This window comes from Mycobacterium sp. NGS58 (assembly GCF_059812385.1).
Map to the genome: position 1 here is coordinate 15,313 of NZ_JCALCO010000008.1, position 23,146 is coordinate 38,458.

The 23,146-nt window shown below is 67.0% G+C and carries 30 protein-coding genes; 15 read left to right on the top strand and 15 right to left on the bottom strand.

The features are described from left to right. Nucleotides 1-12: 12 nt before the first annotated feature. Nucleotides 13-225 (bottom strand): CsbD family protein, encoded by a 213-nt coding sequence (locus tag AC5Y4H_RS09695; protein ID WP_499980828.1) that lies wholly within the window; start codon nt 223-225, stop codon nt 13-15. A gap of 174 nt (nt 226-399) precedes the next feature. Continuing rightward, the gene (locus tag AC5Y4H_RS09700) at nt 400-1,209 is read right to left on the bottom strand and encodes a hypothetical protein (RefSeq protein WP_499980830.1); all 810 of its coding nucleotides are present in this window, start codon (nt 1,207-1,209) and stop codon (nt 400-402) included. Nucleotides 1,210-1,529: 320 nt separating this feature from the next. On the opposite strand from AC5Y4H_RS09700, the gene AC5Y4H_RS09705 reads away from it, so the two are divergent. Then, a complete protein-coding gene (locus tag AC5Y4H_RS09705) occupies nt 1,530-1,670 on the top strand; it encodes a hypothetical protein (protein ID WP_499980833.1) in 141 nt (46 codons plus the stop codon). A 393-nt stretch (nt 1,671-2,063) separates the two neighbouring features. On the opposite strand, the gene AC5Y4H_RS09710 is transcribed toward AC5Y4H_RS09705, so the two are convergent. Further along, nucleotides 2,064-2,522, bottom strand: a complete 459-nt coding sequence (locus tag AC5Y4H_RS09710) for a universal stress protein (protein WP_499980835.1) — start codon at nt 2,520-2,522, stop codon at nt 2,064-2,066. 142 nt (nt 2,523-2,664) lie between these two features. Between AC5Y4H_RS09710 and AC5Y4H_RS09715 the strand changes: the two genes are divergently transcribed. Beyond that, on the top strand, nt 2,665-3,186 hold the full coding sequence (locus tag AC5Y4H_RS09715; protein WP_499981239.1) for a hypothetical protein: 522 nt from the start codon (nt 2,665-2,667) through the stop codon (nt 3,184-3,186). 124 nt (nt 3,187-3,310) lie between these two features. On the opposite strand, the gene AC5Y4H_RS09720 is transcribed toward AC5Y4H_RS09715, so the two are convergent. Both AC5Y4H_RS09720 and AC5Y4H_RS09725 read right to left on the bottom strand, forming a co-directional pair. Next, the gene (locus AC5Y4H_RS09720) at nt 3,311-3,811 is read right to left on the bottom strand and encodes an Rv2253 family sensor-like surface protein (protein WP_499980837.1); all 501 of its coding nucleotides are present in this window, start codon (nt 3,809-3,811) and stop codon (nt 3,311-3,313) included. Between the two features lie 161 nt (nt 3,812-3,972). After that, nucleotides 3,973-4,116, bottom strand: coding sequence for a hypothetical protein (locus AC5Y4H_RS09725; protein ID WP_499980839.1), 144 nt, complete (start codon nt 4,114-4,116; stop codon nt 3,973-3,975). A gap of 404 nt (nt 4,117-4,520) precedes the next feature. Here AC5Y4H_RS09725 and AC5Y4H_RS09730 point away from each other — a divergent pair, with 404 nt between their 5' ends. The 3 genes from AC5Y4H_RS09730 (at nt 4,521) to AC5Y4H_RS09740 (ending at nt 5,643) form a co-directional block, all read left to right on the top strand. Continuing rightward, nucleotides 4,521-4,739 carry a hypothetical protein gene (locus AC5Y4H_RS09730; RefSeq protein WP_499980840.1) on the top strand — a complete coding sequence of 73 codons (219 nt, stop codon included), beginning with the start codon at nt 4,521-4,523 and terminating at the stop codon, nt 4,737-4,739. A gap of 86 nt (nt 4,740-4,825) precedes the next feature. Continuing rightward, the gene (locus tag AC5Y4H_RS09735; protein WP_499980843.1) at nt 4,826-5,200 is read left to right on the top strand and encodes a DUF4189 domain-containing protein; all 375 of its coding nucleotides are present in this window, start codon (nt 4,826-4,828) and stop codon (nt 5,198-5,200) included. Between the two features lie 101 nt (nt 5,201-5,301). Beyond that, entirely contained in the window at nt 5,302-5,643 is a 342-nt protein-coding gene (locus tag AC5Y4H_RS09740) for a DUF732 domain-containing protein (RefSeq protein ID WP_499980845.1), read from the top strand. A 34-nt stretch (nt 5,644-5,677) separates the two neighbouring features. On the opposite strand, the gene AC5Y4H_RS09745 is transcribed toward AC5Y4H_RS09740, so the two are convergent. Next, nucleotides 5,678-5,863 (bottom strand): DUF732 domain-containing protein, encoded by a 186-nt coding sequence (locus AC5Y4H_RS09745; protein ID WP_499980849.1) that lies wholly within the window; start codon nt 5,861-5,863, stop codon nt 5,678-5,680. Nucleotides 5,864-6,031: 168 nt separating this feature from the next. On the opposite strand from AC5Y4H_RS09745, the gene AC5Y4H_RS09750 reads away from it, so the two are divergent. Further along, nucleotides 6,032-6,952, top strand: a complete 921-nt coding sequence (locus tag AC5Y4H_RS09750; protein ID WP_499980851.1) for a cation diffusion facilitator family transporter — start codon at nt 6,032-6,034, stop codon at nt 6,950-6,952. An 11-nt stretch (nt 6,953-6,963) separates the two neighbouring features. Here AC5Y4H_RS09750 and AC5Y4H_RS09755 read toward each other — a convergent pair whose 3' ends face one another. Genes AC5Y4H_RS09755 through AC5Y4H_RS09765 form a run of 3 tightly spaced genes read right to left on the bottom strand, consistent with a single transcriptional unit; the run spans nt 6,964 to nt 8,647 of the window. Beyond that, entirely contained in the window at nt 6,964-7,905 is a 942-nt protein-coding gene (locus AC5Y4H_RS09755) for a cytochrome c oxidase assembly protein (RefSeq protein WP_499980853.1), read from the bottom strand. A 30-nt stretch (nt 7,906-7,935) separates the two neighbouring features. Beyond that, nucleotides 7,936-8,280, bottom strand: coding sequence for a DUF732 domain-containing protein (locus AC5Y4H_RS09760; RefSeq protein ID WP_499980855.1), 345 nt, complete (start codon nt 8,278-8,280; stop codon nt 7,936-7,938). 46 nt (nt 8,281-8,326) lie between these two features. Beyond that, the gene (locus AC5Y4H_RS09765) at nt 8,327-8,647 is read right to left on the bottom strand and encodes a DUF732 domain-containing protein (RefSeq protein WP_499980857.1); all 321 of its coding nucleotides are present in this window, start codon (nt 8,645-8,647) and stop codon (nt 8,327-8,329) included. Nucleotides 8,648-8,865: 218 nt separating this feature from the next. Here AC5Y4H_RS09765 and AC5Y4H_RS09770 point away from each other — a divergent pair, with 218 nt between their 5' ends. Beyond that, complete coding sequence (locus AC5Y4H_RS09770; protein ID WP_499981241.1) at nt 8,866-9,390, top strand: hypothetical protein; 525 nt, start codon at nt 8,866-8,868, stop codon at nt 9,388-9,390. Further along, the gene (locus tag AC5Y4H_RS09775; protein ID WP_499980859.1) at nt 9,378-9,938 is read left to right on the top strand and encodes a GNAT family N-acetyltransferase; all 561 of its coding nucleotides are present in this window, start codon (nt 9,378-9,380) and stop codon (nt 9,936-9,938) included. The genes AC5Y4H_RS09770 and AC5Y4H_RS09775 overlap by 13 nt, the downstream gene beginning before the upstream one ends. Here AC5Y4H_RS09775 and zapE read toward each other — a convergent pair. Further along, nucleotides 9,904-11,025 (bottom strand): cell division protein ZapE, encoded by a 1,122-nt coding sequence (gene zapE, locus AC5Y4H_RS09780; RefSeq protein WP_499981242.1) that lies wholly within the window; start codon nt 11,023-11,025, stop codon nt 9,904-9,906. The genes AC5Y4H_RS09775 and zapE overlap by 35 nt on opposite strands. On the opposite strand from zapE, the gene AC5Y4H_RS09785 reads away from it, so the two are divergent. Genes AC5Y4H_RS09785 through msrB form a run of 4 tightly spaced genes read left to right on the top strand, consistent with a single transcriptional unit; the run spans nt 11,024 to nt 15,202 of the window. Beyond that, the gene (locus AC5Y4H_RS09785; protein WP_499980860.1) at nt 11,024-11,812 is read left to right on the top strand and encodes a pyrimidine reductase family protein; all 789 of its coding nucleotides are present in this window, start codon (nt 11,024-11,026) and stop codon (nt 11,810-11,812) included. The two genes, zapE and AC5Y4H_RS09785, sit on opposite strands and share 2 nt — an antisense overlap. A gap of 14 nt (nt 11,813-11,826) precedes the next feature. After that, entirely contained in the window at nt 11,827-13,392 is a 1,566-nt protein-coding gene (locus tag AC5Y4H_RS09790; protein WP_499980861.1) for an alpha/beta hydrolase, read from the top strand. A 28-nt stretch (nt 13,393-13,420) separates the two neighbouring features. Further along, the gene (gene aftC, locus AC5Y4H_RS09795; protein WP_499980865.1) at nt 13,421-14,767 is read left to right on the top strand and encodes an arabinofuranan 3-O-arabinosyltransferase; all 1,347 of its coding nucleotides are present in this window, start codon (nt 13,421-13,423) and stop codon (nt 14,765-14,767) included. Nucleotides 14,768-14,791: 24 nt separating this feature from the next. Further along, a complete protein-coding gene (gene msrB / locus AC5Y4H_RS09800) occupies nt 14,792-15,202 on the top strand; it encodes a peptide-methionine (R)-S-oxide reductase MsrB (protein WP_499981244.1) in 411 nt (136 codons plus the stop codon). 65 nt (nt 15,203-15,267) lie between these two features. On the opposite strand, the gene AC5Y4H_RS09805 is transcribed toward msrB, so the two are convergent. From AC5Y4H_RS09805 to hemE, 5 genes are all read right to left on the bottom strand, one after another. Further along, nucleotides 15,268-16,116 carry an endonuclease domain-containing protein gene (locus AC5Y4H_RS09805; RefSeq protein ID WP_499980870.1) on the bottom strand — a complete coding sequence of 283 codons (849 nt, stop codon included), beginning with the start codon at nt 16,114-16,116 and terminating at the stop codon, nt 15,268-15,270. Nucleotides 16,117-16,258: 142 nt separating this feature from the next. Next, the gene (locus tag AC5Y4H_RS09810; RefSeq protein WP_499980873.1) at nt 16,259-17,011 is read right to left on the bottom strand and encodes a class I SAM-dependent methyltransferase; all 753 of its coding nucleotides are present in this window, start codon (nt 17,009-17,011) and stop codon (nt 16,259-16,261) included. A gap of 45 nt (nt 17,012-17,056) precedes the next feature. Then, a complete protein-coding gene (gene hemQ / locus AC5Y4H_RS09815) occupies nt 17,057-17,752 on the bottom strand; it encodes a hydrogen peroxide-dependent heme synthase (RefSeq protein WP_499980877.1) in 696 nt (231 codons plus the stop codon). Between the two features lie 5 nt (nt 17,753-17,757). Beyond that, a complete protein-coding gene (locus tag AC5Y4H_RS09820) occupies nt 17,758-19,134 on the bottom strand; it encodes a protoporphyrinogen oxidase (protein ID WP_499980879.1) in 1,377 nt (458 codons plus the stop codon). Next, a complete protein-coding gene (gene hemE / locus AC5Y4H_RS09825) occupies nt 19,131-20,180 on the bottom strand; it encodes a uroporphyrinogen decarboxylase (protein ID WP_499980882.1) in 1,050 nt (349 codons plus the stop codon). Before hemE ends, AC5Y4H_RS09820 begins: the two co-directional genes overlap by 4 nt. 88 nt (nt 20,181-20,268) lie before the next feature. Here hemE and AC5Y4H_RS09830 point away from each other — a divergent pair, with 88 nt between their 5' ends. The 3 genes from AC5Y4H_RS09830 to AC5Y4H_RS09840 all read left to right on the top strand — a co-directional run bounded on the left by AC5Y4H_RS09830 (nt 20,269) and on the right by AC5Y4H_RS09840 (nt 23,146). Further along, nucleotides 20,269-21,078: an enoyl-CoA hydratase/isomerase family protein gene (locus tag AC5Y4H_RS09830; protein WP_499980885.1), complete on the top strand. Its 810-nt coding sequence runs from the start codon at nt 20,269-20,271 to the stop codon at nt 21,076-21,078. Between the two features lie 219 nt (nt 21,079-21,297). After that, nucleotides 21,298-21,834 (top strand): DUF3000 domain-containing protein, encoded by a 537-nt coding sequence (locus tag AC5Y4H_RS09835; protein ID WP_499981247.1) that lies wholly within the window; start codon nt 21,298-21,300, stop codon nt 21,832-21,834. 1 nt (nt 21,835) lies between these two features. Then, a complete protein-coding gene (locus AC5Y4H_RS09840; RefSeq protein ID WP_499980886.1) occupies nt 21,836-23,146 on the top strand; it encodes an HRDC domain-containing protein in 1,311 nt (436 codons plus the stop codon).

Here is a 23,146-nt window from a genome sequence, read left to right on the forward strand (position 1 = left end):
GGTAGATGATGGCTATATCTGTCGACGCCGTCGAGGCATTTGCCGGCGCGGTCGCGGACGGAATGCGTCCTTGACCTTTTCACCCGCGTCTCGCAGGTGAGCGGCCCGCTGATCAGCTCTCCCCTCGGCCTCCAGCGCTGGGTCGTTGATGGCGCGGCCGAACGCCGCCTTGAACTTTCCCGTCACCTGGTCCACCTTGTTCCGGCCCTTATTCGCACCGCTCACCAGCGTTTCCTTCTCTTCCGGTTCGGAAATAATCCGTTGAGGAGCGGCTACCCTTTTTCGGCCCGATCCACTCCGTTAGGGCAGCGGGAACCGAGCCGAGTTGGCCGATGCTCCCCCGAGACGCAGCGGACAGGTTGCCGCATGAAACACCGGCTGGATCACAGTTTCTTCGATCTATTCGCTTCCTTCGCGCATCACGGCAAATTGCAGCCACATGCGCTTCTTGATCGCCCGTATGTGCGCTAACGCAACAACGACCGAACTGCTAAATGCACCGCCTAACACGCCGACCAGCAATGCCATCAACACTTTATGGTGAGGAGCCAGTTCCCATCGTTGGAGAATCGGCGCCGCGAGTCCTTCATAAACCCCGACTAATACCGCAAACGAGACAACAGGGATCTTGAACAACAGCACCCGTTGCTGTGCGGTCATCAATTGGACGCCCAGCCGTGGCAGCACTTTTATCGAGAAGGAATAAGCAGAACCGGTCAACACTATGCTTCCCGCGGCGGAAACAAATCCAAAGAGCATCAAATTCACTACCATGGGAAAGGTCAGAAAACCAGCGATACACAGTTGGATCCAGAAGATGACAGCCAGTAGAACGCCGCCCCATACCCCCACAATGGCGGGATGCAACACTCGGACTATGGGCGATGCATTGAGCCTGACCCTCACTCTGGGAAAAACGATCCAATTCAACAATAAACAGATCACCGACGCCCCGACGAATCCTATGACAAAACCATAGACGCCGATGATGAGCATTTTGTTTGCGAAAGCCGCGAACTGCTCAGCAACAGTTGCAGTCCGAGAAGCCCGCACTACCCTGGGCCCACCCTGTGAAAATAAAGACAATAAAGGAACAGTGATCCCTTCTAGAATTGCGAATAGCCAAACTAGATGCCACGAAAGGTTAACGTCGGTCTTTAAATACTTTTCCGTGGCTAATCCGCGTTGCCTGCCGCCACTCGCGTCCATCGGCCATGCCCTTCATTTGCAGTCTTCGGCACTTATAGCCTTCGTCCAGATATTAACGCCAATACCCGGCAGGCGGGCTACTTCAGCGGTTTGCGATCGTGTTCCGGACCCGAATTGCCGCGGCCACGCACGCGGGCGCCGAAGCCGGCATGTCCCCCAAAGCGCCGGGCACCGTTCGTGTCAACCAGACCGCCGACCCCTTCCATTAGCGCTCCGGCGGTTTGCGCAATATTGCACACATGCAAAACGATGCGGATAGCATCAGAGAACCGACGGTGCAGCGCCGCCGCGGTGCGTCTACCAGGAGAAAGGTGTGACCGATGAGGACGAAAAGCACCAAGAAGATGCTGAAAGTTGCCGCACTGGCCGCAGTGCTGACCGCTGTGATGCTGGGTTCATCGGGCTGCATAACGATCGACCTGGGCGGCGTCGCCGCGCCAATCCCGGCCACCGCGCAGTAGCGCTCCTGGCAGTTATGCGCGCGAGTCGCTCTTACTCAGTGGGCGGCATGGACCGCATGCCGTCGAGCGTCGCCGTGGGCTTGAAACACAATTGTCGCGCCGTCGATGCAAGGCGTTCGGCTAGTAGCGACCGTCTGCGCTAAAAACTGCCAATCAACACGAGTTCGTTGAAAATTCGTCTCCGGAAAACGCTGATACGGGGATTCTCCGTAGCCGCGTGGGCCAAGGTGCTGGTCCGCGGCCCCGATAAATCTCGGCTTCGCGTGTCGACTCCGTTCCACGCGCTGTCGTTCACGCGTTTGACGTCGGCGAATCCGTTAGCTACGAAACGGGAAATTCACAAACCGGTCTGAAGAGTGGCCGTCGTCGGACGGTAACGATCCGAAAAAGGCCTCAGCCGGTGGTGTGAACGATCAACACGTCGGTTTTGACTTTGCGCGAGACCTCGGATGGGACTGATCCAAGCAGTCTCCCGGCGACGCTGCTGAGTCCGACATTGCCGATCACCAGGAGGTCGGCATCGACGTCTTTGACCAGCTGCACCAGCGCATGGACGGGGGCACCGACGACCGACTTCTCCTCGACGTCCTTGGCCCCGGCTTGATGCGCCCGCTCCCTGGCGTTCTGCAGGATCGCGTAGTAGGGCGCCTCGCCGACCGTTCGGTAGTCCTGGCCGTGGTCGCTGCCCGGCGGGATGGCGTAGCGGCCCTTTTCCTCGGAGACGGGGAGGTGCGCCGTCACGACGATCAATTTCGCGCCGTGTTCCGCGGCGATCGCACCTGCGCGGTCTACCGCGCGCAGCGACGAGTCCGAGCCATCGGTGCCGACTACGACGGTCTGGTAGGCGCTCATGGTCCGCCCAGTGTAAAGCCGAGGGCGGCGCAATAAAGTGAAAACCGAATGTTTGGGGCCGGCCTCTTTAACCGAAAGCCCGCGCCGTATCCGCCGGACTTCACGAATGCGCTATCTTCGCGCAGTGACCAGACCTGCGCACATTAGCGTTTTCGCAGCGACGCTTGTGCTGACAGCGTGTTTGACTGCGCCCCACGGATCCGCCGACCCGACGACTCAGCAATCGCCCTTCCCGACCGGCAAAGCCGGTACCACCATCCACGTCACGGAGTACAGCGCCGCGACCGCCGACGTCACACTCAACAACGCGACCTGGGTCTCGTCCGGCTGTTACGGCGGCGGGGGTTGCAACGTCATCGAACTCACCATCGCCGGCAAGTCCGACACGCCGTTCGCCTACGGCCACACCTCAGTCACCGCCGCCACGTCTCCGTGGAAGCAGGACCCGAACCGGGATAGCGAGGGCGGCTCGTCCCTCATCGACTACCAGAAGATCAACAAGATGCCGCCGCTGCGTACGGGCAGCGTCACCAATGGCCAAACCGCCCACGGGTTCATCGCCTACGACGGCAACGTCAAGCAGGGCGACATTTACATCGAGTTCAACGATCCCAACGCCCCGGCGGCGCCCACCCCATTAGCGGGCTGGAAAGTCCACACCTGATCGCCACCACGGCCGTGCGCGGAGTCCCCGGCATCAATGCCAAGCATTGCGCTCCAAGGGAATACGACCCTGCACGCTGAACGTTGCTTCGCCTCGGTCGGGGGCCGCGTCCCACGGGCCTGATTCACACGCGCTCGGCCCTCATATCCATGTCGATTGTCCCTTGGCACGCTCCGCTCAGGATGTCGGTGTGCATGATGCCGGCGAGCGACCCGTCGGGTTGGGGTGTGTAGCGCACCTCCGCCCGGGCCGGATTCCATTGGATCGTGGTGTCGGGCATCATGCAGTCCCACTGAAAATCGGTGGCCTGCGACCACGACTTTCCGTCCCAGGTGAATTGAACCGGCTGCGGAACCGTCGGGTTGGTAGGCGGAGGGCCGCTGATGATGGTGGCGACGCACTTCCCGTTGTTACAGCTCGAGCGCAAACCATAGGTCTCGGTGTGCTGTGTTTCCGGGTCGCCGACTGCCATGCTGGTCCCGGCCTTGGGGCCGACCATGAACGTGATGGCGTACTGGCCGTTCCAGGACGGTTCGTCGGCGAAGGCTGCCGGCGGAAACGACAGGGCAATCGCGAGCGACGCGGCCGATAAGCCGGCGAAGCTCTTCAGACGGTGTGGGGCCATAGATTCCTCCTCCGAGGCCGGACCGAATCAATGGTCGTACGCCGAACCGTCGCCGACAAGGTTCTCGCCGATTGACCTGCAGAGCGCGCGATGTTTGCCGTTAGCCCCGGGGGAGTTCGGCCCGGCAATGAGTTCGACGGGCGAACGACCGAAAAGCCGCCTTACCAGCCCCACTCGTCATCGTCGAGGACGTCCACGGTCAGAGCGTTGTCGGCCGGGCCCTTCGTACCGTACGTGAAGGTGAGCAGGGTGCGGTCGCCGTCGAGGGGTTCGGTCGCTATGACGGTAGCGTGCCCGACCTTCATGCGGATCCTGTCTCCGGGCTTCAATTCGTCAACACGTTTAAGGGTCACGCTCGACCCATCGGCGTCCACGACCATGAGGGTACCCGGAAATCCGTTGGAAGGCAGTCAGTCTCACGACACCTTGCGCGGTGTCGTTGGGGGTTTGCGACGGTTCGTTGAACCTGGTCGGGGAGCTCAAGATCAAGTGGTCAGTGGCATAGGTCGGTTGGGCTGAAGGGGCCGAGGCTGCCGGGGTGCTTGCAGACGATTCTCCTTCATCGCCACGTCAGTATCTTTCACCGCGACGCTCTGGGGGTAGAAACGCCGCGGCGCTCTCAGATGAGGACCCCTGAGAATCTCGAAGGGCGGGCGCGTGAAACGTCCGTAGCACGTGCGGCGTCGGCCACCGGAGCAAAATGTGAGACGTGAGTTGGACGAGGTATACGGGCAGAGCGCTCGCAGATATCACGCTGGACGGCCCCGCGCTGCATGCCGAGCTCGAAGACGGCATCCGGGTGGGCAATCCGCATCTGACGGATGTGCGGCTGGAGCTGGCAACCGAGACCGATGCGTTCGACGCCGAACGGAGTCGGCGCTGGTATGAAGTCACCTATCTGGCCGAAAACCCAGAAGATAATTCCTAGCCCGCAGGCGCGTCGGCGCATTTGGCCGCGCGGTCAACCTTCTTGGCGCTAGATTCCTCTCCTGAGCTTTGCAAAGGAGCGCAGCGGTGCGGTCAACCATTGCCTCGGTCGTTGCGATCGGTTGCGCGATCGTTGCGCTGCCGACGCCGACGGCCCTGGCCGACGACGAGTTCGTGGCCTTGGCGGTGTCCGTCGGAAGCGGACGAGCCGCCGGCTGGGGAACCGGAGCCAGCCAGGAGCAGGCGAACCACATCGCGCTTGCCCACTGCACCGCCGAAGCCGGCGACGTTTGCGAAGTCGTGGCCGGCACGCGCAACGGCTGCGCATCCGTTGCGTTCGATCGCGGCTCCGGTCGGTTCCAGGGCGGCTCGGGCCCCGACACGACGGCCTCCAGCAACGACGCGCTGGCCAAGTTGGCGTCGTCGTTCGGCCGGGTCAAGGCCACATACTGCTCATCCTGACGTGCGCGCGTCAGCGGGCGGCGCGAAGGACACCGACTATCCTTGGAAACTAGTTGTCCTGACTCGCCGCCGCCGATTCGATCCGCGCACCGAGGGAGGCCATGAGTTCGATAAAGGCTGGAAAGTGGTCGGCCGCCTGTGCGGTCCTCCTGGCTGCTGCCGCGCTCGGCTTCGCAACGCCGGCCGCAGCGGATGACACGGACGACGCCTTCATCGCAAACCTCTCGAAGGGCGGAATCACCGTGCCCGACAACGACAATGCGATTACGACGGCACATGCGGTGTGCAACGGCCTTGACACCAATCCAACCGCCCCGATGCTGGCATTCGTACTGGCGAGGGACAGCGACCTGTCGCCGCGACAAGCCGGCTACTTCGTCGGGCTTTCGGTGGCTACCTACTGCCCGCAATACAAAGACAAGATCGGCCCCTCCGCTGGCTGAACGGCTGCGAGGCTGCCTGGGCAGTACAGCTAGCTCAGCAGTGGTCGGTCCAGCATCGCTGCAGCGGGCAGTAGGTCGAATGCGCAAGGCTCACCATGGATCCGAGGTCTCGGAACGTGACGTTCCTCGGATCAAGGGTCTGGTGAATGCCCTGGGCGATCTGGTCATACGTCCAACCCCACCCGATGTCGTCGCAGATCCGGCGAATTAGTCCGATCACCCGGCGGCCGGCTGACCGGCCCCGCACCGGAACAAATTCCGCGGCCGAAATCGATCGTGGCCGTCGATCAGGATTCCCCGAGAGCTGTGGCGGGCCAACGGGTGACGCTGTAGCACGCGCGTATGCGCGAGACTTGGGCGCCGCGGGTGAGTCGGGCATGCTGGCGGTATGCATGTGATCAATGGCGTCCGTGACCCCGCGGCAAGCTTTCCCCTCGACACGGCGGCCGACGACGCCGGCGAACGCCGGCAGGCCAACCGCGCGATTGCGGTCAGCGCCGTCGGGCTGGCGCTGACCGGGCTGGTCGAGTTGGCCATCGCGTTGTTGTCCGGGTCGGTCGCGCTGCTGGGCGATGCGCTGCACAACCTGGCGGACGTCTCCACCAGCGCACTGGTGTTCATCGGCTTCCGCGCCTCCCGCAAGCTGCCCACCGAGCGTTATCCCTACGGCTTCGAACGCGCCGAAGACCTCGCCGGTGTTGGTGTGGCCCTGGTGATCTGGTGCAGCGCCGTCGTCGCCGGCTTCGAGAGCGTCACCAAGCTGCTTCGCCACGGGGGCACCGGCTACGTGGGCTGGGGCATCGGCGCGGCGGTCGTGGGCGTCGTGGGCAATCAGCTGGTGGCCCGCTACAAATTGGTCGTGGGCCGGCGGATTCGGTCGGCGACCATGGTGGCCGACGCCAAGCACTCCTGGCTGGACGCGTTGTCGTCGGGAGGCGCGGTTCTGGGGCTGGTCGGAGTGGCGCTGGGCTGGGGCTGGGCCGACGCGGTCGCCGGCATGGTCGTCACCGGGTTCATCTGCCACGTCGGCTGGGAAGTGACCGCCGATATCGCGCACCGCCTGCTCGACGGCGTGGACCCCGGCATCATCACCACCGCCGAGGCGGTCGCGGCCTCGGTTCCCGGTGTGACGCATGCGCACGCCCGGGCCAGGTGGACCGGGCGGACCCTGCGCGTCGAGGTGGAAGGCTTCTTGAACGCCGACACTCCGCTGGCCGCCGCCGACCAGATCGGCCGCAGCGTCGCCGCGGCGCTGACGCCCCAGATCCCGGAGATGCAGAGCTTCACCTGGACGGCCCGCGCCGCCTAGGTGACCGGACGTCAGCCGCGACGGAACCGCTCCCGCAGCTGCGGGTCGTCCTCCCACCAGAGGCCCGACGGCGCAGCACCTTCGGTCTCGCTGCTGCGTTCCCTCGCCTCCGCCTCGTCCAGCTCGGCGTCGACGGCGACGGCGTGCGCCTTCTCGTCGCGGGACATCGCACGCATCAGCAGCAGCACAAACGGCCACCCCACCAAATCCCCGAGGATCCATAGGACGCCGGCGCCGATCGTCTGGTCGAGCCGTGTGTCCGGACCCCAAGACCGTTGCAGCCCGGCGTAATACGTCGCCCCGATCAACGAGCCCTGCCAGATGACCAGTCCGAGCACACCGTCCCCGAGCGCCTCGGCGACGGTGATCAGCAGCGAGATCGACTGCGGGTACCTGCGGGGCACGGGGTCTTCCTGCAGCCGGGCATAGAAGTAGCCGAAGCCCAATACCACCAACAGGATTCGCGTCGGCGCACCGATCCACTCGTTCCGCAGGGCCGCCGTGTACCACGGCGTCAGGTACAGCAACCACGGCGTGGCGAGCATCGCCACCGACGTGGTCGCCGGATGAACGAGCACGCGGGCGAGCCGGCTGGCCAACAGCCGGTCGATGCGGTCGCGGCCCGCCGACCCGACGGCGTCACGAAAAACGGTGACCGGCTTGGCCTGCGCGAGGAAGAAGGGCACGACGTAGAGCAGCAACAACACCTGCAGCGCGCGCACCCAGAACAGGACGTAGGCGTAGACACCGAGGGCGCTGATCGTGGCCAGCACCCACACCAGCAGGCCGACGCTGAAGCACGCGGCGCGGGCCGGGCTTTCGGTGCCGCGGCCGCGCCGGTAGCACCAGGCGTACCCCGCGGCGAGCACCGCGACAACGGACGCGGAGACCAGGTCGAGATGCCAAGTCTGAACGGCCGCGCCCCATGTCAGCGGTCCGGGATCGACGCGCACGGCCACCAGCCTATTGCGGCCCGGACTGGCTCAGTTGCCGGCGGGACCGTCCGGCTTCGGACCGCGGTCCTCGCCGGTGATGTACTTCGGGCAGTAGTGGGCTGCCGACAGGTAGGTGAATTTGGCCGCGCTGGCGCCCTGGAAGGCCGGATTCTGGTTGCGCAGGTCCGTCACGATCTTCGCGTCGGACTGGCCGTCGTCGAGCAGGTCACACACCGACTTGCCGATGGTGATCGCGTTGCCGCCGTCCTGATAGGTGATACCGGCGTCGCGGAGGTCTTTGAGAAAGTCCTGATCGTTGTCGACGTCCGCGTGCGCGGGCGCGGCCAGGACGATCATGGCTGCGAGGCTGGTCAGCCCCAGGAGAAATCGCATAACGCAGTGATTGTCGCAAACCTGCCCGTGATTGGCATCTCGAACGCTAAGAGGGGTTCGGCGGGCGCGGCGTGATGACGCTCGGGCAGTACGTCGTGGCCGCGATGGCCGCGAACTGGTTGGCCTTGTCCTGGCTCAGTGCGGAGTTCTTGGACAGCAGCGTCTGGACGACCTCGGGCATCTGCGTGCCCTGACTGACCGTGTCGCACACCCATCTGCCCGCGCCCACGGCCTTGGCCGGGTCGGCAAAGGTGATGCCGGCCGCACGCAGCGAAGCGATGAACGAGTCGTCGGTGCTGTCGGCGTGCACCGGTGCGGCCAGGCCGATCGCGACGGCCAGGCCACACAGCGTGAGCAGTGGCTTCATGACAGACAAATTGTCCCAGAGCGGTCAATAGGCCGCACCAGCCTGAGCGACCGCGTCAACCCACGGGATCTCCCGACGGCGCTGCAATCCCTCGCCGGCGGCAAAAGCGCCGCCGAAGACGGCTGACCGGTGTGCCCGACCCCTCCCTTGGGCCTTGGCGCGTGTGCAATCATGCGAGGGACCCCGCAACGGCGCCAAGGAGGCACGACATGGCGAAGATGCACCGCTGGCTGCTGCTGGCGTCCGCCTTCCTGGTTGCCGTGGCCGCCGCTGTCGGCGTCGCCGCACTTCCGATGCCCCGCGCATGGGCCGGCGACGCGCCGATCGGCCACATCGGTGACACACTGCGGGTGGACAACGGCACCTTCATCGCCGACGTCACCGTGAGCGGCGTGGCGCCCTGCGACCCGCCGCCGGGATTCGGCTACACCCGCGAAGGCACCTTCAGGGGCTTCCCGGGCAGCACGGTCGATCGCGCCGACGTGACCGTCCGGGCGATCCGCGTGCCCAATCCGTACGTGATGGCGACCATCATGAGTTTCAACGGGGTCACGCCGACCGCCGACGCCTATAAGCCGCGGGCCTCCGATGCGCCCGACGCGCTGGACAACGTGCTCGTCAACGCCCCGAACGGGGCGATCGTGCGCGGCGGCGTCTACTGGGACGCCTACCGCGATCCCGTCTCCGCCGTTGTGCTGCTGGACAAGAAGACGGGCTACCACCTCGCGCAGTGGAACCTCTGACAGGAACGTTCCAGATCGCGCCGGCCGGGTCCGGTGACACCCCGGAGTTAGCTGCCGTTGCGGCACAGACCTTTCCGTTGGCGTGTCCGCCCGCCGCGAGCGCGGACAACATCGCGTCGTTCATCGACGCAAACCTGTCGGCCAACCGCTTCGACGAGTACCTCAGCGATCCGGATCGCGCCGTCGTCACCGCGCGCCAGGGCGGCCGAATCATCGGTTACGCCATGCTGGTTCGTGGCGTCTCCGATCACCCGGGTGTAGAGCGGGCCGTGCAACTCCGCCCGGCGGCCGAGCTGTCGAAGATGTATGTCCTGCCCGATTATCACTCCAGCGGAGCCGCCGCGGCGCTGATGGAACGCATGCTGGCCGTCGCGACCGATCGGGGCGTTCGCTGCGTGTGGCTGGGCGTGAACCGGGCAAACCAACGCGCACAACGCTTCTACCTCAAGAGCGGATTCACCATGGCCGGCACCAGGACCTTCCAGCTGGGCACCGACGTCGAGAGCGACTATGTCATGATCCGCGAGCTGGGTCAGCCGCGGCGGTGAGCGCCAGGAGCCGGGAAGTGGCCCGTAGGTACTTCTTTCGGTATCCCCCGACCAACATCTCCTCGCTGAAGATGGTGTCCAGCTTGGTACCGGAGGCCACCACCGGAATGCCCGCGTCATAAAGCCGATCGGTCAGCGACACCAACCGCAACGCGACGTTCTGATCGTCGATGCCGTGTACGCCGGTCAAGAACACCGCGCTGACCCCCTCGATCAGCGTCAGATACCGCGACGGGTGCATGGTGGCCAGGTGCGCACACAGCGCATCGAAATCGTCGAGCGTCGCACCGTCGACCCGGGCGGCGCGCGTCACCACCTCCTCGTCGGACAGCGGGTGGGGCGCCGGCGGCAGCCCGCGATGCCGATAGTCGGGCCCCTCGATTCGCACCGTCGTGAAAATTCTTGCCAGAGTGCTGATTTCACGCAGGAAATCTTGTGCCGCGAAACGGCCCTCACCGAGCTGCTCGGGCAGCGTGTTGGAGGTGGCGGCCACCGAGACGCCGCGCTCGACCAGCGACGAGAGCAGCCGGGAGATCAGCGTGGTGTTGCCCGGGTCGTCGAGCTCGAATTCGTCGATGCAGACCGCCGTGTAGTCAGCCAGCAGGTCGACGCACTCGACGAAGCCGAACACCCCGGCCAGCTGGGTCAGCTCGCCGAACGTCGCAAACGCCTTGGGGGCCGGGCCATCCGGTGGCCCACCCGGTCCCTCGCCCGGCAACTGGTAGTAGGCCGACGCCAGCAGGTGCGTCTTGCCGACGCCGAACCCGCCGTCCAGGTATAGCCCGACGCCGGGCAGAATTTCGCGCCGGCCCAACAGCTTTCGCCGGCCGGCGCGCCGCTCGACGGCTTGGCGGCAGAAGTCCTGACACGCCACGACCGCGGCCGCCTGCGTCGGCTCCGCCGGATCGGGCCGATACGTCGCGAAGCTCACTTCGGCGAACGTCGGCGGCGGTCGCAATTGGGCGATCAGCCGTTCCGGCGACACCGTCGGATGCCGATCCACCAGGTGAGCCGGGGCGCCCGAAGCGCCCGCGGAGGTGGACCCGTGCATGCAGGAACTGTAGCGGCGTGCTGCAATCAGACTTATGCCCGACTCTGGCGGCCCCGAGAGTTCCGCGGCGTCCGAGACGCCGCTGTCGCTGCTCGGTTCGGTGCGCGGACTCGGCGACGACGACCTCGCCGGGCTCTACGGCTATCCCGAACGCGACGGGACGTGGGTGCGGGCGAACTTCATCACCAGCGTCGACGGCGGAGCCACCTCGGGCGGCAGCAGCGGCGCGATGGGCGGCACGGGTGACCGGTTCGTCTTCAACCTGTTGCGCGAGCTCGCCGACGTCATCGTGGTGGGCGCGGGCACCGTACGGATCGAGGGTTACTCCGGCGCGCAGGTCGGCGTCGCCCGGCGCCAGCGGCGGCAGGCCCGCGGACAAAGCGAGGTCCCGCAGCTGGCAATCGTCACCGGATCGGGCCACCTCAACCGGGACATGGCGGTGTTCACGCGCACCGAGGTGTCGCCGCTGGTGCTCACCTGTACCGCCGCGGCCGAGCAGACGCGTCGCGCGCTGAGCGGCCTGTGCGAGGTGCTCGACTGCTCCGGCAGCGATCCCGAGAAGATCGACGAGGCCGCCCTGCTGGCGGCCCTCGGCGCGCGCGGCATGCGCCGCATCCTCACCGAGGGCGGGCCGACGCTGCTGGACTCGCTGATGGAGCGCGACATGCTCGACGAGCTGTGCCTGACGATCGCGCCATGCCTCGTCGGCGGCCAGGCACGACGCATCGCGACCGGCCCGAGCCAGCTACACACACCGATGCGGTGTGCCCACGTCCTGACCGACGACGCCGGCTACCTTTACACCCGCTACGTGAAGGCCTAGCTACTGTGGTCGGCATGAGTCGGCCGTACACGTGCGCCACGATCCTGGTTGCGGTGACCGCGTTGCTGGCCGGCTGCGTCCCGGGCCTGTCCGCCGATCCCCGGTTCGCCACCGATTCCGGTGCGCGAGCGCAGGGGGCGGCGACCTCGAAACCGGCGCCCAGCGGCCCGCCGGCGATCGCCGCACCCAAGAACGACCTGGCGTGGCACGACTGCACCTCACGGGTGTTCGCCGACGCGGCGGTTCCCGCCGCCGCCGGTGTCCAGTTGGATTGCGCGAACTACGACGCCGACCTGGATCCGGTGAACGGCGGGGGCGGCAGCCTCAGCATCGGCGTGGTGCGCGCCCGCTCGAACCAGACACCCCAGGACGCCGGGCCGCTGGTATTCACCACCGGTTCCGATCTGCCGTCCTCGGCGCAACTGCCGATCTGGCTGTCACGGGCGGGCGCCGACGTGCTGGCCGCCCACCCCATCGTGTCCGTCGACCGCCGGGGCATCGGGATGTCGAGCCCCATCGACTGCCGGGACAAGTTCGACCGTCAACAGATGCGCGACCAGTCGCAATTCCAGACCGGCGACGACCCGGTGGCCAACCTCTCCGACGTCTCCAACACAGCCACCACCAACTGTGGCGACGCCGTCGGGATCGGGCCGAACGCGTCCTCCTACGACGACGCGCACGCCGCCTCCGACATCGAGCGGTTGCGCACCCTGTGGGATGTGCCCGCCCTCGCGCTGATCGGTATCGGCAATGGCGCGCAGGTGGCGCTGGCCTATGCCGGATCGCGGCCGGACAAGGTGGCCCGCTTGATTCTCGACTCACCCGTTGCGCTGGGCACCAACGCCGAGGCAGCGGCCGAGCAACGGGCCAAAGGGCAGCAGGCCGCCCTCGACGCCTTCGCCGCGCAGTGCATCGCCGTCAACTGCGCGCTGGGCGCGGACCCGAAGGGTGCCGTCAGCGGCCTGCTTGCCGACGCCCGGTCGGGCAAGGGACCCGGTGGCGCGTCGGTTGCGCAGGTGGCCAACGCCATCACCGTCGCGCTCGGTTATCCCGTCGGCGGCCGCGTCAACGCCACCACCAACCTGGCCAACGCGCTGGCGGGCGCCCGCTCCGGCGACGTCAACGCGCTGAACAACTTGATCAACCACGCCAACGCCATCCAGGACTCCGACGGCCAGTTCGTCAACGTGTGCAGTGATGCGGTCAACCGCCCCACACCGGACCGGGTGCGCGAACTCGTCGTCGCCTGGGGCAAGCTCTACCCCGACTTCGGCACCGTCGCCGCGCTCAACATGGTCAAGTGCGTGCACTGGCCCACCGGCTCGCCGCCGCCCACACCGAAGACACTCAAGGTCGACGTGCTGCTGCTCGGCGTGCAGAGCGACCCGATCGTCGGCAGCGAAGGCGTCGCGGCGACCGCGGCCGGCATCATCAATGCCAACGCGGCCAGCAAGCGGGTCATGTGGCAGGGCATCGGCCACGGCGCCAGCATCTTCTCGGGCTGCGCCGTCCCGCCGCTGATCGGCTACCTCAACAGCGGCAAATTGCCCAACACCGACACGTACTGCCCGGCCTGACACTGCTTTCCGGCTTGCGCGGACGCCGGTGTACGGTGCGCTGGTGACGGCAGCTGAATCGACCCGAACCGGCTTGCAGGACTGGACCCTGGCCGCCTTTCGCCCCCGCACCGGCCCGCTGAGCACATCGACCGTGCTGCGGATGGCGCTGTGGCCGGTGGCCATCATGTCGGTGCTGCACCGCAGCATCATCCTCACCCTCAACGGCAACATCACCGACGACTTCAAACCGGTGTACCGCGCTGTCCTCAACTTCCGCCACGGCTGGGACATCTACAACGAGCACTTCGACTACGTCGACCCGCACTACCTGTACCCGCCGGGCGGCACGCTGTTGATGGCGCCGTTCGGATACCTGCCCTTCACGCCGTCGCGCTACCTGTTCATCCTGATCAACACGGTGGCCATCTTGATCGCCTGGTATCTGCTGCTGCGGATGTTCAAATACACGCTGGCTTCGGTGGCGGCGCCCGCCCTGTTGCTGGCCATGTTCTGCACGGAGAGCGTCACCAGCACGTTGGTGTTCACGAACATCAACGGCTGTGTGTTGCTGGCGGAGGTGCTGTTCTTCCGGTGGCTGCTGGACGGGAGGGTCGGACGCCAATGGTGGGCCGGCTTGGTGATCGGCCTGACGCTCACGCTCAAACCGGTGCTGGGCCCGCTGCTGTTGCTGCCGCTGCTGAACCGCCAGTGGCGGACGCTGGTGCCGGCCATCGCGGTCCCCGTCGTCGTCAACGTGGCGGCATGGCCATTGGTGAGCGATCCCATGGACTTCGTCACGAAAACGGTGCCCTACTTCCTGGGCACCCGGGATTATTTCAACAGTTCCGTCGAGGGCAACGGCGTCTACTTCGGCCTGCCCACCTGGCTGATCGTGTTCATGCGAATCCTATTCACCCTGCTCATGATCGGTGCGATGTGGCTGCTGTACCGCTACTACCGCACCCGAGACCCGTTGTTCTGGTTCACCAGCTCGTCGGGCGTGCTGCTGCTGTGGTCGTTTTTGGTGTCGTCACTGGCCCAGGGCTACTACTCGATGATGCTGTTCCCGTTCTTGATGACGGTGGTGCTGCGTAATTCGCTGATCCGCAACTGGCCGGCCTGGCTCGGGATCTATGGCTTCATGGCGCTGGACGACTGGCTGATCTACAAGTACATGAGGTACGGCCGCGCGCTGCACTACCTCAAGATCACGTACGGCTGGTCGCTCCTACTGATCGTCGCCTTCACCATGCTGCTCTTCCGGTACCTGGACGCCAAAGCCGAGAACCGGCTGGAAGACGGCATCGATCCCGCGTGGCTGAACGACGGGCCCGAGCGCGACGCGGTGTTCGAGGACTCGCCTGAGGCGGCGGGTCACCGCCTTTCGAGCTAGCGTGGACGTATGACCTCCCCCGATGTGTCGCGGCCCAAAGTGCAACTCAGCGACGACGAGTGGCGCAAGAAACTTTCCCCGGAAGAATTCCACGTGCTGCGCCAGGCCGGCACCGAGCGACCCTTCACCGGTGAATACACCGACACCAAAACCGAGGGCGTCTACCAGTGCCGGGCCTGCGGCGCCGAATTGTTCCGCAGCACAGAGAAATTCGAGTCGCACTGCGGCTGGCCGTCGTTCTTCGACCCGGCGAAGTCCGACGCGGTGATCCTGCGGCCGGACCATTCCATGGGTACCACGCGCACCGAGGTGCTGTGCGCGAACTGCCACAGCCACCTGGGTCACGTGTTCGCCGGCGAGGGCTACCGGACGCCGACGGATCAGCGCTACTGCATCAACTCGGTCTCGCTGCGGCTGGTGCCGACGGGGAGCTAGCCCGGGGGCCTTGTTCCGCGACACATAACCAGTTGTGACGACACGCCGAGGCTGATCGCAACGCTTTATATCTGGCGGCAACCTCGACGGATGAGGGCGTCGCGCACGCGTCGCACCACGCCTTCGGGTTTGTCCTCGGCGATCACCCGGACGACAATCCAGCCGAGTTGTTCCAGCTTGCGCACCCGCCACTGGTCTCGGGCGTACTGACGACGGTCGGCGCGGTGATGATCACCGTCATACTCGGCGGCCACTTTGTATCTCTCCCAAGCCATGTCGAGCACGCCAACCGTTCGCCAGTTCTCGTTCACGGGTACCTGCGTCTCCGGTGGGGGCAGCCCGGCGTCGACCAGTAGCAGACGCAGCCAAGTCTCCTTGGGCGACGCGGCACCGGGATCGACGAGCGGCAGTGCCGTGCGTAGGCGTCGCAGCCCCCGCGCGCGCGGGTACCGCTCCACCAGCAGCGACACCTGCTCGAGGTCAAACGGTGTCGCGCGCATCAGCGCGTCGAGTCGGGCCACCGCCTCGCCCCTGGGGAGCTGCCTGGCCAGGTCGTAGGCCGTTCTCGCCGAAGTGGTCACCGGCAGTCCCGCGATACGGGTGATTTCGTCCGGCTCAACTCGGTGATTGCGGGTGATCACGCCCACCGGAGGATGCGGGTTACGCCAGATCAACTCGATGGGTTCGTCGTCGTCGATCCAATTCGACCCGTGCAACTTCGCCGCGGCCAGCCCAGCGATCAGGGCGCGCCGGCCCGACCACAGCCATGCTGCAACACATCGCGATCGCAACGGCGGTGCGGCGTCGCCCGACAGATAGATGTCGGGATAGATCGCACGGAACTGAGTCCGCAGCTGATATGGGCTCAGGCTTCCCCGGCGCACAGCCTCGCTGCCTCTGAACACCTCTTCCACGCACTAAAGACGCCCCCGCCCGCCGCGCGGATCCGCCAGACATAAACCACTGCGACACGTGTCGGCGTGTCGTCACAGACGTTTACGTGTCGTGACGTGCAATGCCTGCGTACAGGTGGGACGTGGGCTGTCAGCCCTCTCGTCAGTCCACCCGCGTGGCGTGCACCTCCCAGAACGGGGCGTGAGCCCGCTCACCTTCGAGCCACGGCTCGATCACCCGGAAGCGCTCCAGCAACTTCTCCGCCTGATCGGCCATGTCCGGGTTGCGCTTGGCCATCGCCTCGATGGACTCGGCGCTGACGTTGACCCGATAGGTGGTGGTGCCCAGATACGTGATCTCCCAGCCCCCGTCCGGAAGCACATCGCGAAAGTCCTTCTCGGACAACGACCGCAGCATCTTGAATCCGTTGACGTTGTGTTCGCCGAACTCGAACATGTACAGCCGCGCGCCCGGCTTGGTGGCGCGGTGCAGCGCCTGCACATAGGACCGGCGCAGCTCGGCCTCGGTGCTGAAGGTGTGGTAGAAGGCGCAGTCGACGACCGTGTCGAACCGGCCGTCGAAACCGTCCAGCTTCGTCGCGTCGGCCAGCTCGAAATTGACCGAGACCCCGGCCTTTTGGGCGTTCTGCCGGGCCCGCTCGATGGCGCCTGCCGAGCCGTCGATGCCGGTCGCCGAATAGCCCTTCGACGCGTAGTAGATGGCGTGATGGCCCGGGCCGGTACCCGGGTCGAGCACCTCACCCCGGATGGCACCGAGCGCGACGAGCTGCTGGACCACCGGCTGCGGGCCGCCGATGTCCCACGGCGTGGCGGCCGGCAGGCCGTGCGATGTCCGCTGGTCGCGGTACATCTCCTCGAAGCGGGTCGGATCGGTCGGATCGAATGGCGTTGTCATTTGGCGCCGCTTCTCATCGCTTCGCTCTGCATCGTCGCCGCGCGGTCATGGCAGCGCGTTCACCAGCTGCTCGACCGCAACCCGGGGCCCGGTGAAGAACGGCGTCTCCTCTCGGGTGTGCCGGCGAGCGTCGGTGGCGCGTAGTTCCCGCATCAGGTCGACGATGCGGTGCAGTTCGGGAGCCTCGAAGGCCAGCAGCCATTCGTAGTCGCCCAGCGCGAACGCCGGGACCGTGTTCGCGCGGACGTCCTTGTATTCGCGCGCGGCCATGCCGTGTTCGGCGAGCATGCGGCGGCGTTCCTCGTCGGGCAGCAGGTACCACTCATAGGACCGCACAAAGGGATACACGCAAATATACGCGCCGGGTTCCTCACCGGCCAGGAACGCCGGGATGTGGCTCTTGTTGAACTCGGCCGGCCGATGCAACGCCACACTGCTCCACACCGGCGAGCTGGCCCGCCCCAACGCCGTGGTGCGCCGGAAATCGGCGTAGGTGGCCTGCAGCGCCTCGACGCGTTCGGCGTGGGTCCAGATCATGAAGTCGGCGTCGGCCCGCAGGCCCGCGACGTCGTACAGGCCGCGCACCACGACGCCACGTTCCTCCTGCTGCTTGAAGAACGTCGCCGCTTCGTCGATGACGTCGTCGCGCTGGTCACCGAGCTCACCCGGCTCGACGGAGAACACCGAGAACATCAGGTAGCGGATCGTGGAGTTGAGCGAGTCGTAGTCGAGCTTGGCCATGGAACCTATCGTGCCACCTGCGCGTCCAAGTCTCCGATGGCCCTGATCACACGCTCGACCGCGCGCCCTGCCGCGCCGACACAGGCCGGCACGCCGATGCCGTCGAGGTAGCTGCCCGCCACCGCGAGCGTCGGGGGCAGTCCCGCGCGCACCTCAGCGACCAGATCGGCATGGCCGGGCCCATACTGCGGCATCGCGTCGATCCAGCGCTGGATGCGGACGTCGACGGGGTCGATGGTCAGCCCGAACACGGTGGCCAGGTCGCCCAGCGCCCAGCTCAGCAGCTCCTCGTCGGAGGTATCGGCCGCCACGCGGTCGCCGAACCGGCCGAAAGACAGCCGCAGCAGCTGTAAGTCACCGGCGGCACCCCACTTGCGCGACGACAGCGTGATGGCCTTGGCCCGCAACCGCTCGCCGGTGGCCACCAGCACGCCCGAACATCCCGGGAACGCGGTATCGCCCGGCACGGCCAGCGCCATGACCACCGACGACGCGCTGCTGATGCGCTTCGCGGCGGCAACGCTGCGCGGCGCGATCTGGGCGAGCAGGCGGCAGCACTCCCCCGCCGGCACGGCCAGGATCACCGCATCGGCGGGCCGGCGAGCGCCGGCATCGTCGATCACCGACCAGCCGCCGTCGGCGGGCTCGAGCCGCGACACCGCGGCGCGCACCCAGCGCGGCCGAGCGCGCGCGATCAGCTCATCGGTCAGCACCCGGTAACCGCCCTCCAGCGACCCGAATACCGGCGCTCCGGTGGCCGGCGGCAGCGCCCGTCCCACGGCGTCCGTCAGGCTGGTGGCGCCGCGGTCCAGCGCCGCAGCCACCGTCGGCGCGGCCGCGCGCAGCCCGATGGTGGCCGCCGAACCCGCGTAGACCCCGCTCAGCAACGGATCGACCGACCGGGACACCACCTGGTCGCCGAATCGCTCACCCACCAGGTCGGCCACCGCGGGGTCGCTGCCCGGTTCCCACGCCAGCGGACGGGCGGGTTCGGCCTCGATGCGCGCGACCGTTTCCTTGTCGACGAGTCCCGCCATCGACTTCGCCGACGACGGAATGCCGACCACGGTGCCGGCGGGCAGCGGGCGCAACTCGTGCCGGCTGTAGATCAGCGGGCGAGCGCCGGTCGAAACCCTCTGGCGCTCAGAAAGATTCAGCTCGCTCAACAGCGCGGGCAGCTCGGGGCGACGCAGTACGAAAGCCTCGGCGCCCAGATCCATCGGCACCCCGCCGACCACCTCGGTGCGCAGGGCCCCGCCGAGCTTGTCTCCCGGATCCAAGAGCGTGATCGCCGCCTCGTCGCCGGCGGCCACGCGGAGCCGATAGGCCGCCGTCAGGCCCGAAATACCGCCCCCCACAACACAATACGAAGGGGAGCTCATAGGGAGTGGACCAGCGACACCAGGTTGGTCAACACGCCGGGATCCGTTTCGGGCAGCACGCCGTGGCCGAGGTTGAAAACGTGACCGGCGGCGCCGGCGTCGATCGCCCGCCTGCCGTCGTCCACGACGGCGCGTGCCGCGCGCTCCACCACCGGCCAGCCCGCCAACACCACCACCGGATCGAGGTTGCCCTGCAACGCCGTACCGGGCTGCACGCGGGTGGCCGCGTCGGCCAGCGACGTTCGCCAATCCACGCCCACCACATTCGCACCGACCGACGACATGGCGCCCAGCAGTTCGGCAGTGCCGACCCCGAAGTGGGTCATCGGCACGCCGTAGTCGGCCAGCGCGGCGAACACCCGGGCACTGTGCGGCTGCACATAGGCGCGGTAGTTCGCCAGGGACAGCGCCCCGGCCCACGAGTCGAACACCTGAATGGCGTCCACCCCGGCCTCCAGCTGCACCCGCAAGAAGCCCACGGTAATCGCGGTCAGCTTCTCCATCAGCGCATGCCAGGTGTCCGGCTCGGCCAACATCATCGCTTTGGTGCGCGCGTGGTGCCGGCTGGGACCGCCCTCGATCAGATAGGACGCCAAGGTGAACGGGGCACCCGCGAAGCCGATCAGCGGGACGTCCCCGAGCGCGGACACCAGCAGTGACACCGCATCCGATATCGGCTGAACACGTTGCCGCTCAAGGGGTTTGATCGCCGCTACGTCGGCGCCGGTGCGGACCGGCGACTCGATGACCGGCCCGACCCCGGCGACGATGTCCAGGTCGATGCCGGCACCGAGCAGCGGCACCACGATGTCGGAGAACAAGATCGCCGCGTCGACGTCGTGGCGGCGCACCGGCTGCAGGGTGATCTCGCAGACCAGCTCGGCGTCGAAGCAGGCCGACAGCATGTCGGTCTGGGCCCGCAGCGCCCGGTATTCGGGCAGCGAACGACCTGCCTGCCGCATGAACCACACCGGGACCCGGTTGGGTTTGCGGCCGGTCACGGCCGCGAGATACGGCGACTCGGGAAGGTCGCGGCGAGTACTCATCAGTCCCAATGCTGCCATGACCGGAGAACACCGCACGCCGCTGCGTACTATCAACGACCGCGACCGTTTGAACGTCAGGAGCTCGGTGATGCCAGTAAGTCAGCCCCCAGCGAGTTACGACGAGTTCGGAAGCCTGCGCTGCGAGCTCGGTGAGAACGGCGTGCTGACCCTGGTTCTCGACTCGCCCGGGCTGAATTCGGTGGGGCCGCAGATGCATCGCGACCTTGCCGACATCTGGCCGGTGATCGGCCGCGATCCCGCTGTCCGCGCCGTGCTGGTGCGCGGTGAAGGCCGGGCCTTCTCCTCCGGCGGCAGTTTCGACCTGATCGACGAGACGATCAACGACTACGAGGGCCGCATCCGCATCATGCGCGAAGCCCGCGACCTGGTGCACAACATCATCGACTGCGACACGCCCATCGTGTCGGCGATCCGCGGGCCGGCGGTGGGCGCGGGTCTGGTGGTGGCCCTGCTCGCCGACATCTCGGTGGCGGGCCGGACCGCGAAGCTCATCGACGGGCACACCAAGCTCGGTGTGGCGGCCGGCGACCACGCCGCCATCTGCTGGCCGCTGCTGGTCGGCATGGCCAAGGCGAAGTACTACCTGCTGACGTGCGAGACGCTGCTGGGCGAGGAAGCCGAGCGGATCGGGCTGGTGTCGGTCTGCGTCGACGATGACGACGTGCTGTCCACCGCCACCGGCATCGCCGAGAACCTGGCGCAGGGCGCGCAGAACGCGATCCAGTGGACCAAGCGCAGCCTCAACCACTGGTATCGCATGATGGGACCCACCTTCGAGGCCTCGGTGGGCCTGGAATTCCTCAGTTTCAGCGGGCCCGACGTGCAGGAAGGCCTGGCCGCACACCGCGAGAAACGCCAGGCGCGTTTTACCCGCTGACCGCGGTCTGAGCTGCACATATAGCTTTGGTGGAGGCCTGGTAACGGCTTGGTCGCGGCGGGTTTGAAACCCGGCGCGCCTGTCGCGGCGTGTCGGGCAGTAGGTCTACCGTCGATCCCTGTGACCCGAGCCGTGCCGACGCAGAACGGTCGGGATGAACAGGAGCGGCGCCAAGTGACCCCATCCGAACCGGCCCCATTCCGCGAAGCGGTGGCGGCGATGAACGCCGTCGTCGTGCGGCCGGAGATCGAGTTGGGTCCCATCCGGCCGCCGCAACGCTTGGCTCCCCACAGTTACGCCCTGGGCGCCGAGGTCAAACATCCCGATCGCGACATCATTCCGGAGCGGTCCGACGGCGACGCCTTCGGACGGTTGATCCTGCTGTACGACCCCGAAGGGGCCGACGCATGGGACGGCACAATTCGCATGGTCGCCTACATCCAGGCCGACCTTGACCCCAGTGAGGCGGTCGACCCGCTGCTGCCCGAAGTAGCGTGGAGCTGGCTAGTCGAGGCACTGGAGTCACGTATGGAAGAAGTCGTCGCCCTGGGCGGCACCGTCACCGCCACCACATCCGTCCGCTACGGAGACATCTCCGGGCCGCCGCGCGCCCACCAGCTCGAGCTGCGCGCGTCATGGACCGCGACGTCGCCCGCGGTCGGTGGGCATGTCGAGGCGTTCTGCGAGGTATTGGAACACGCCGCGGGCCTACCACCCGCGGGAGTCACCGACCTGAGCTCGCGGTCACGCGCCTAGCATGGGCGAACCGTCGGCCGACGGGCCGGGCGGCAGCGAGCCCGGCGACGTGGGCTCCGACCCCGCCCCCACCCCGCTGCCGCATCCGGCCGAAGGCGTCCCGCCCATCTCGGTGAGCGTCCGCGAGATCGAGGCCGCCGCGCAGCGACTGGACCGTGGGCACGGGCCCTTCGCGGTGGACGCCGAGCGGGCCTCGGGTTTTCGCTATTCCAACCGGGCCTACCTGATCCAGATCCGGCGGGCCGGGTCCGGCACCGTGCTGATCGATCCGGTGGGCCACGGCGCCGACCCGCTCGAGGTTCTGCGCCCGGTGGCCGAGGTGCTGAACAACGACGAATGGATCCTGCACTCCGCCGACCAGGACCTGCCGTGTTTGGCGGAGGTGGGCATGCGGCCGCCGGCGCTGTATGACACCGAACTCGCCGGCCGGCTGGCCGGGTTCGAACGGGTGAACCTGGCGACGATGGTCGAGCGGCTGCTCGGCTTCGGGCTGGCCAAGGGCCACGGCGCGGCCGACTGGTCCAAGCGCCCCCTGCCCGCCGAATGGCTCAACTATGCTGCCCTGGATGTGGAATTGCTCATCGAGCTTCGCGCCGCGATGGCCGACGTCCTGGCCGAGCAGGGCAAATCCGATTGGGCCGCACAGGAATTCGACTACCTGCGCGACGCGGGGTTCAAGGATCCCGGTGCCGCGACGCGGCGGGAGCGGTGGCGGCGAACGTCGGGCATCCATCGGGTGCGCGATCGGCGTGGCCTGGCCGCGGTCCGCGAATTGTGGTTGACGCGCGACCGGATCGCGCAGCGCCGCGACATCGCGCCGCGCCGCATCCTTCCCGACTCCGCGATCATCGATGCGGCCCTAGCCAACCCCACGACCGTCGAGGAACTCGTCGCTCTGCCCGTGTTCGGTGGGCGCAACCAGCGGCGCAGCGCCGCGACGTGGCTGGCGGCGCTGGACGAGGCCCGGCGAACCAAGAACCCGCCCGCCGACAGCGAGCCGCCGAACGGTCCGCCGCCGCCCGCGCGGTGGAGCAGGCGCAAACCGGAGGCCGCCGCCCGGCTGGAGGCCGCCCGCTCGGCGCTGTCCGAGGTCTCCGAGCAAGTCCACGTCCCCACGGAGAACCTGGTGTCACCGGACCTGGTGCGACGGCTGTGTTGGGACTGGATGCCCGCGCCTGACCCGTTGGACGCCGTCGAGAATTTCTTGCGCGCCGGACAGGCCCGCCCGTGGCAACGGGAACTGGTGGATCCTGTTCTGGCCCGGGCGCTGCAGGCGCCGTCGGCGGATTCCGAGGGCGCCCAGGACGACTAG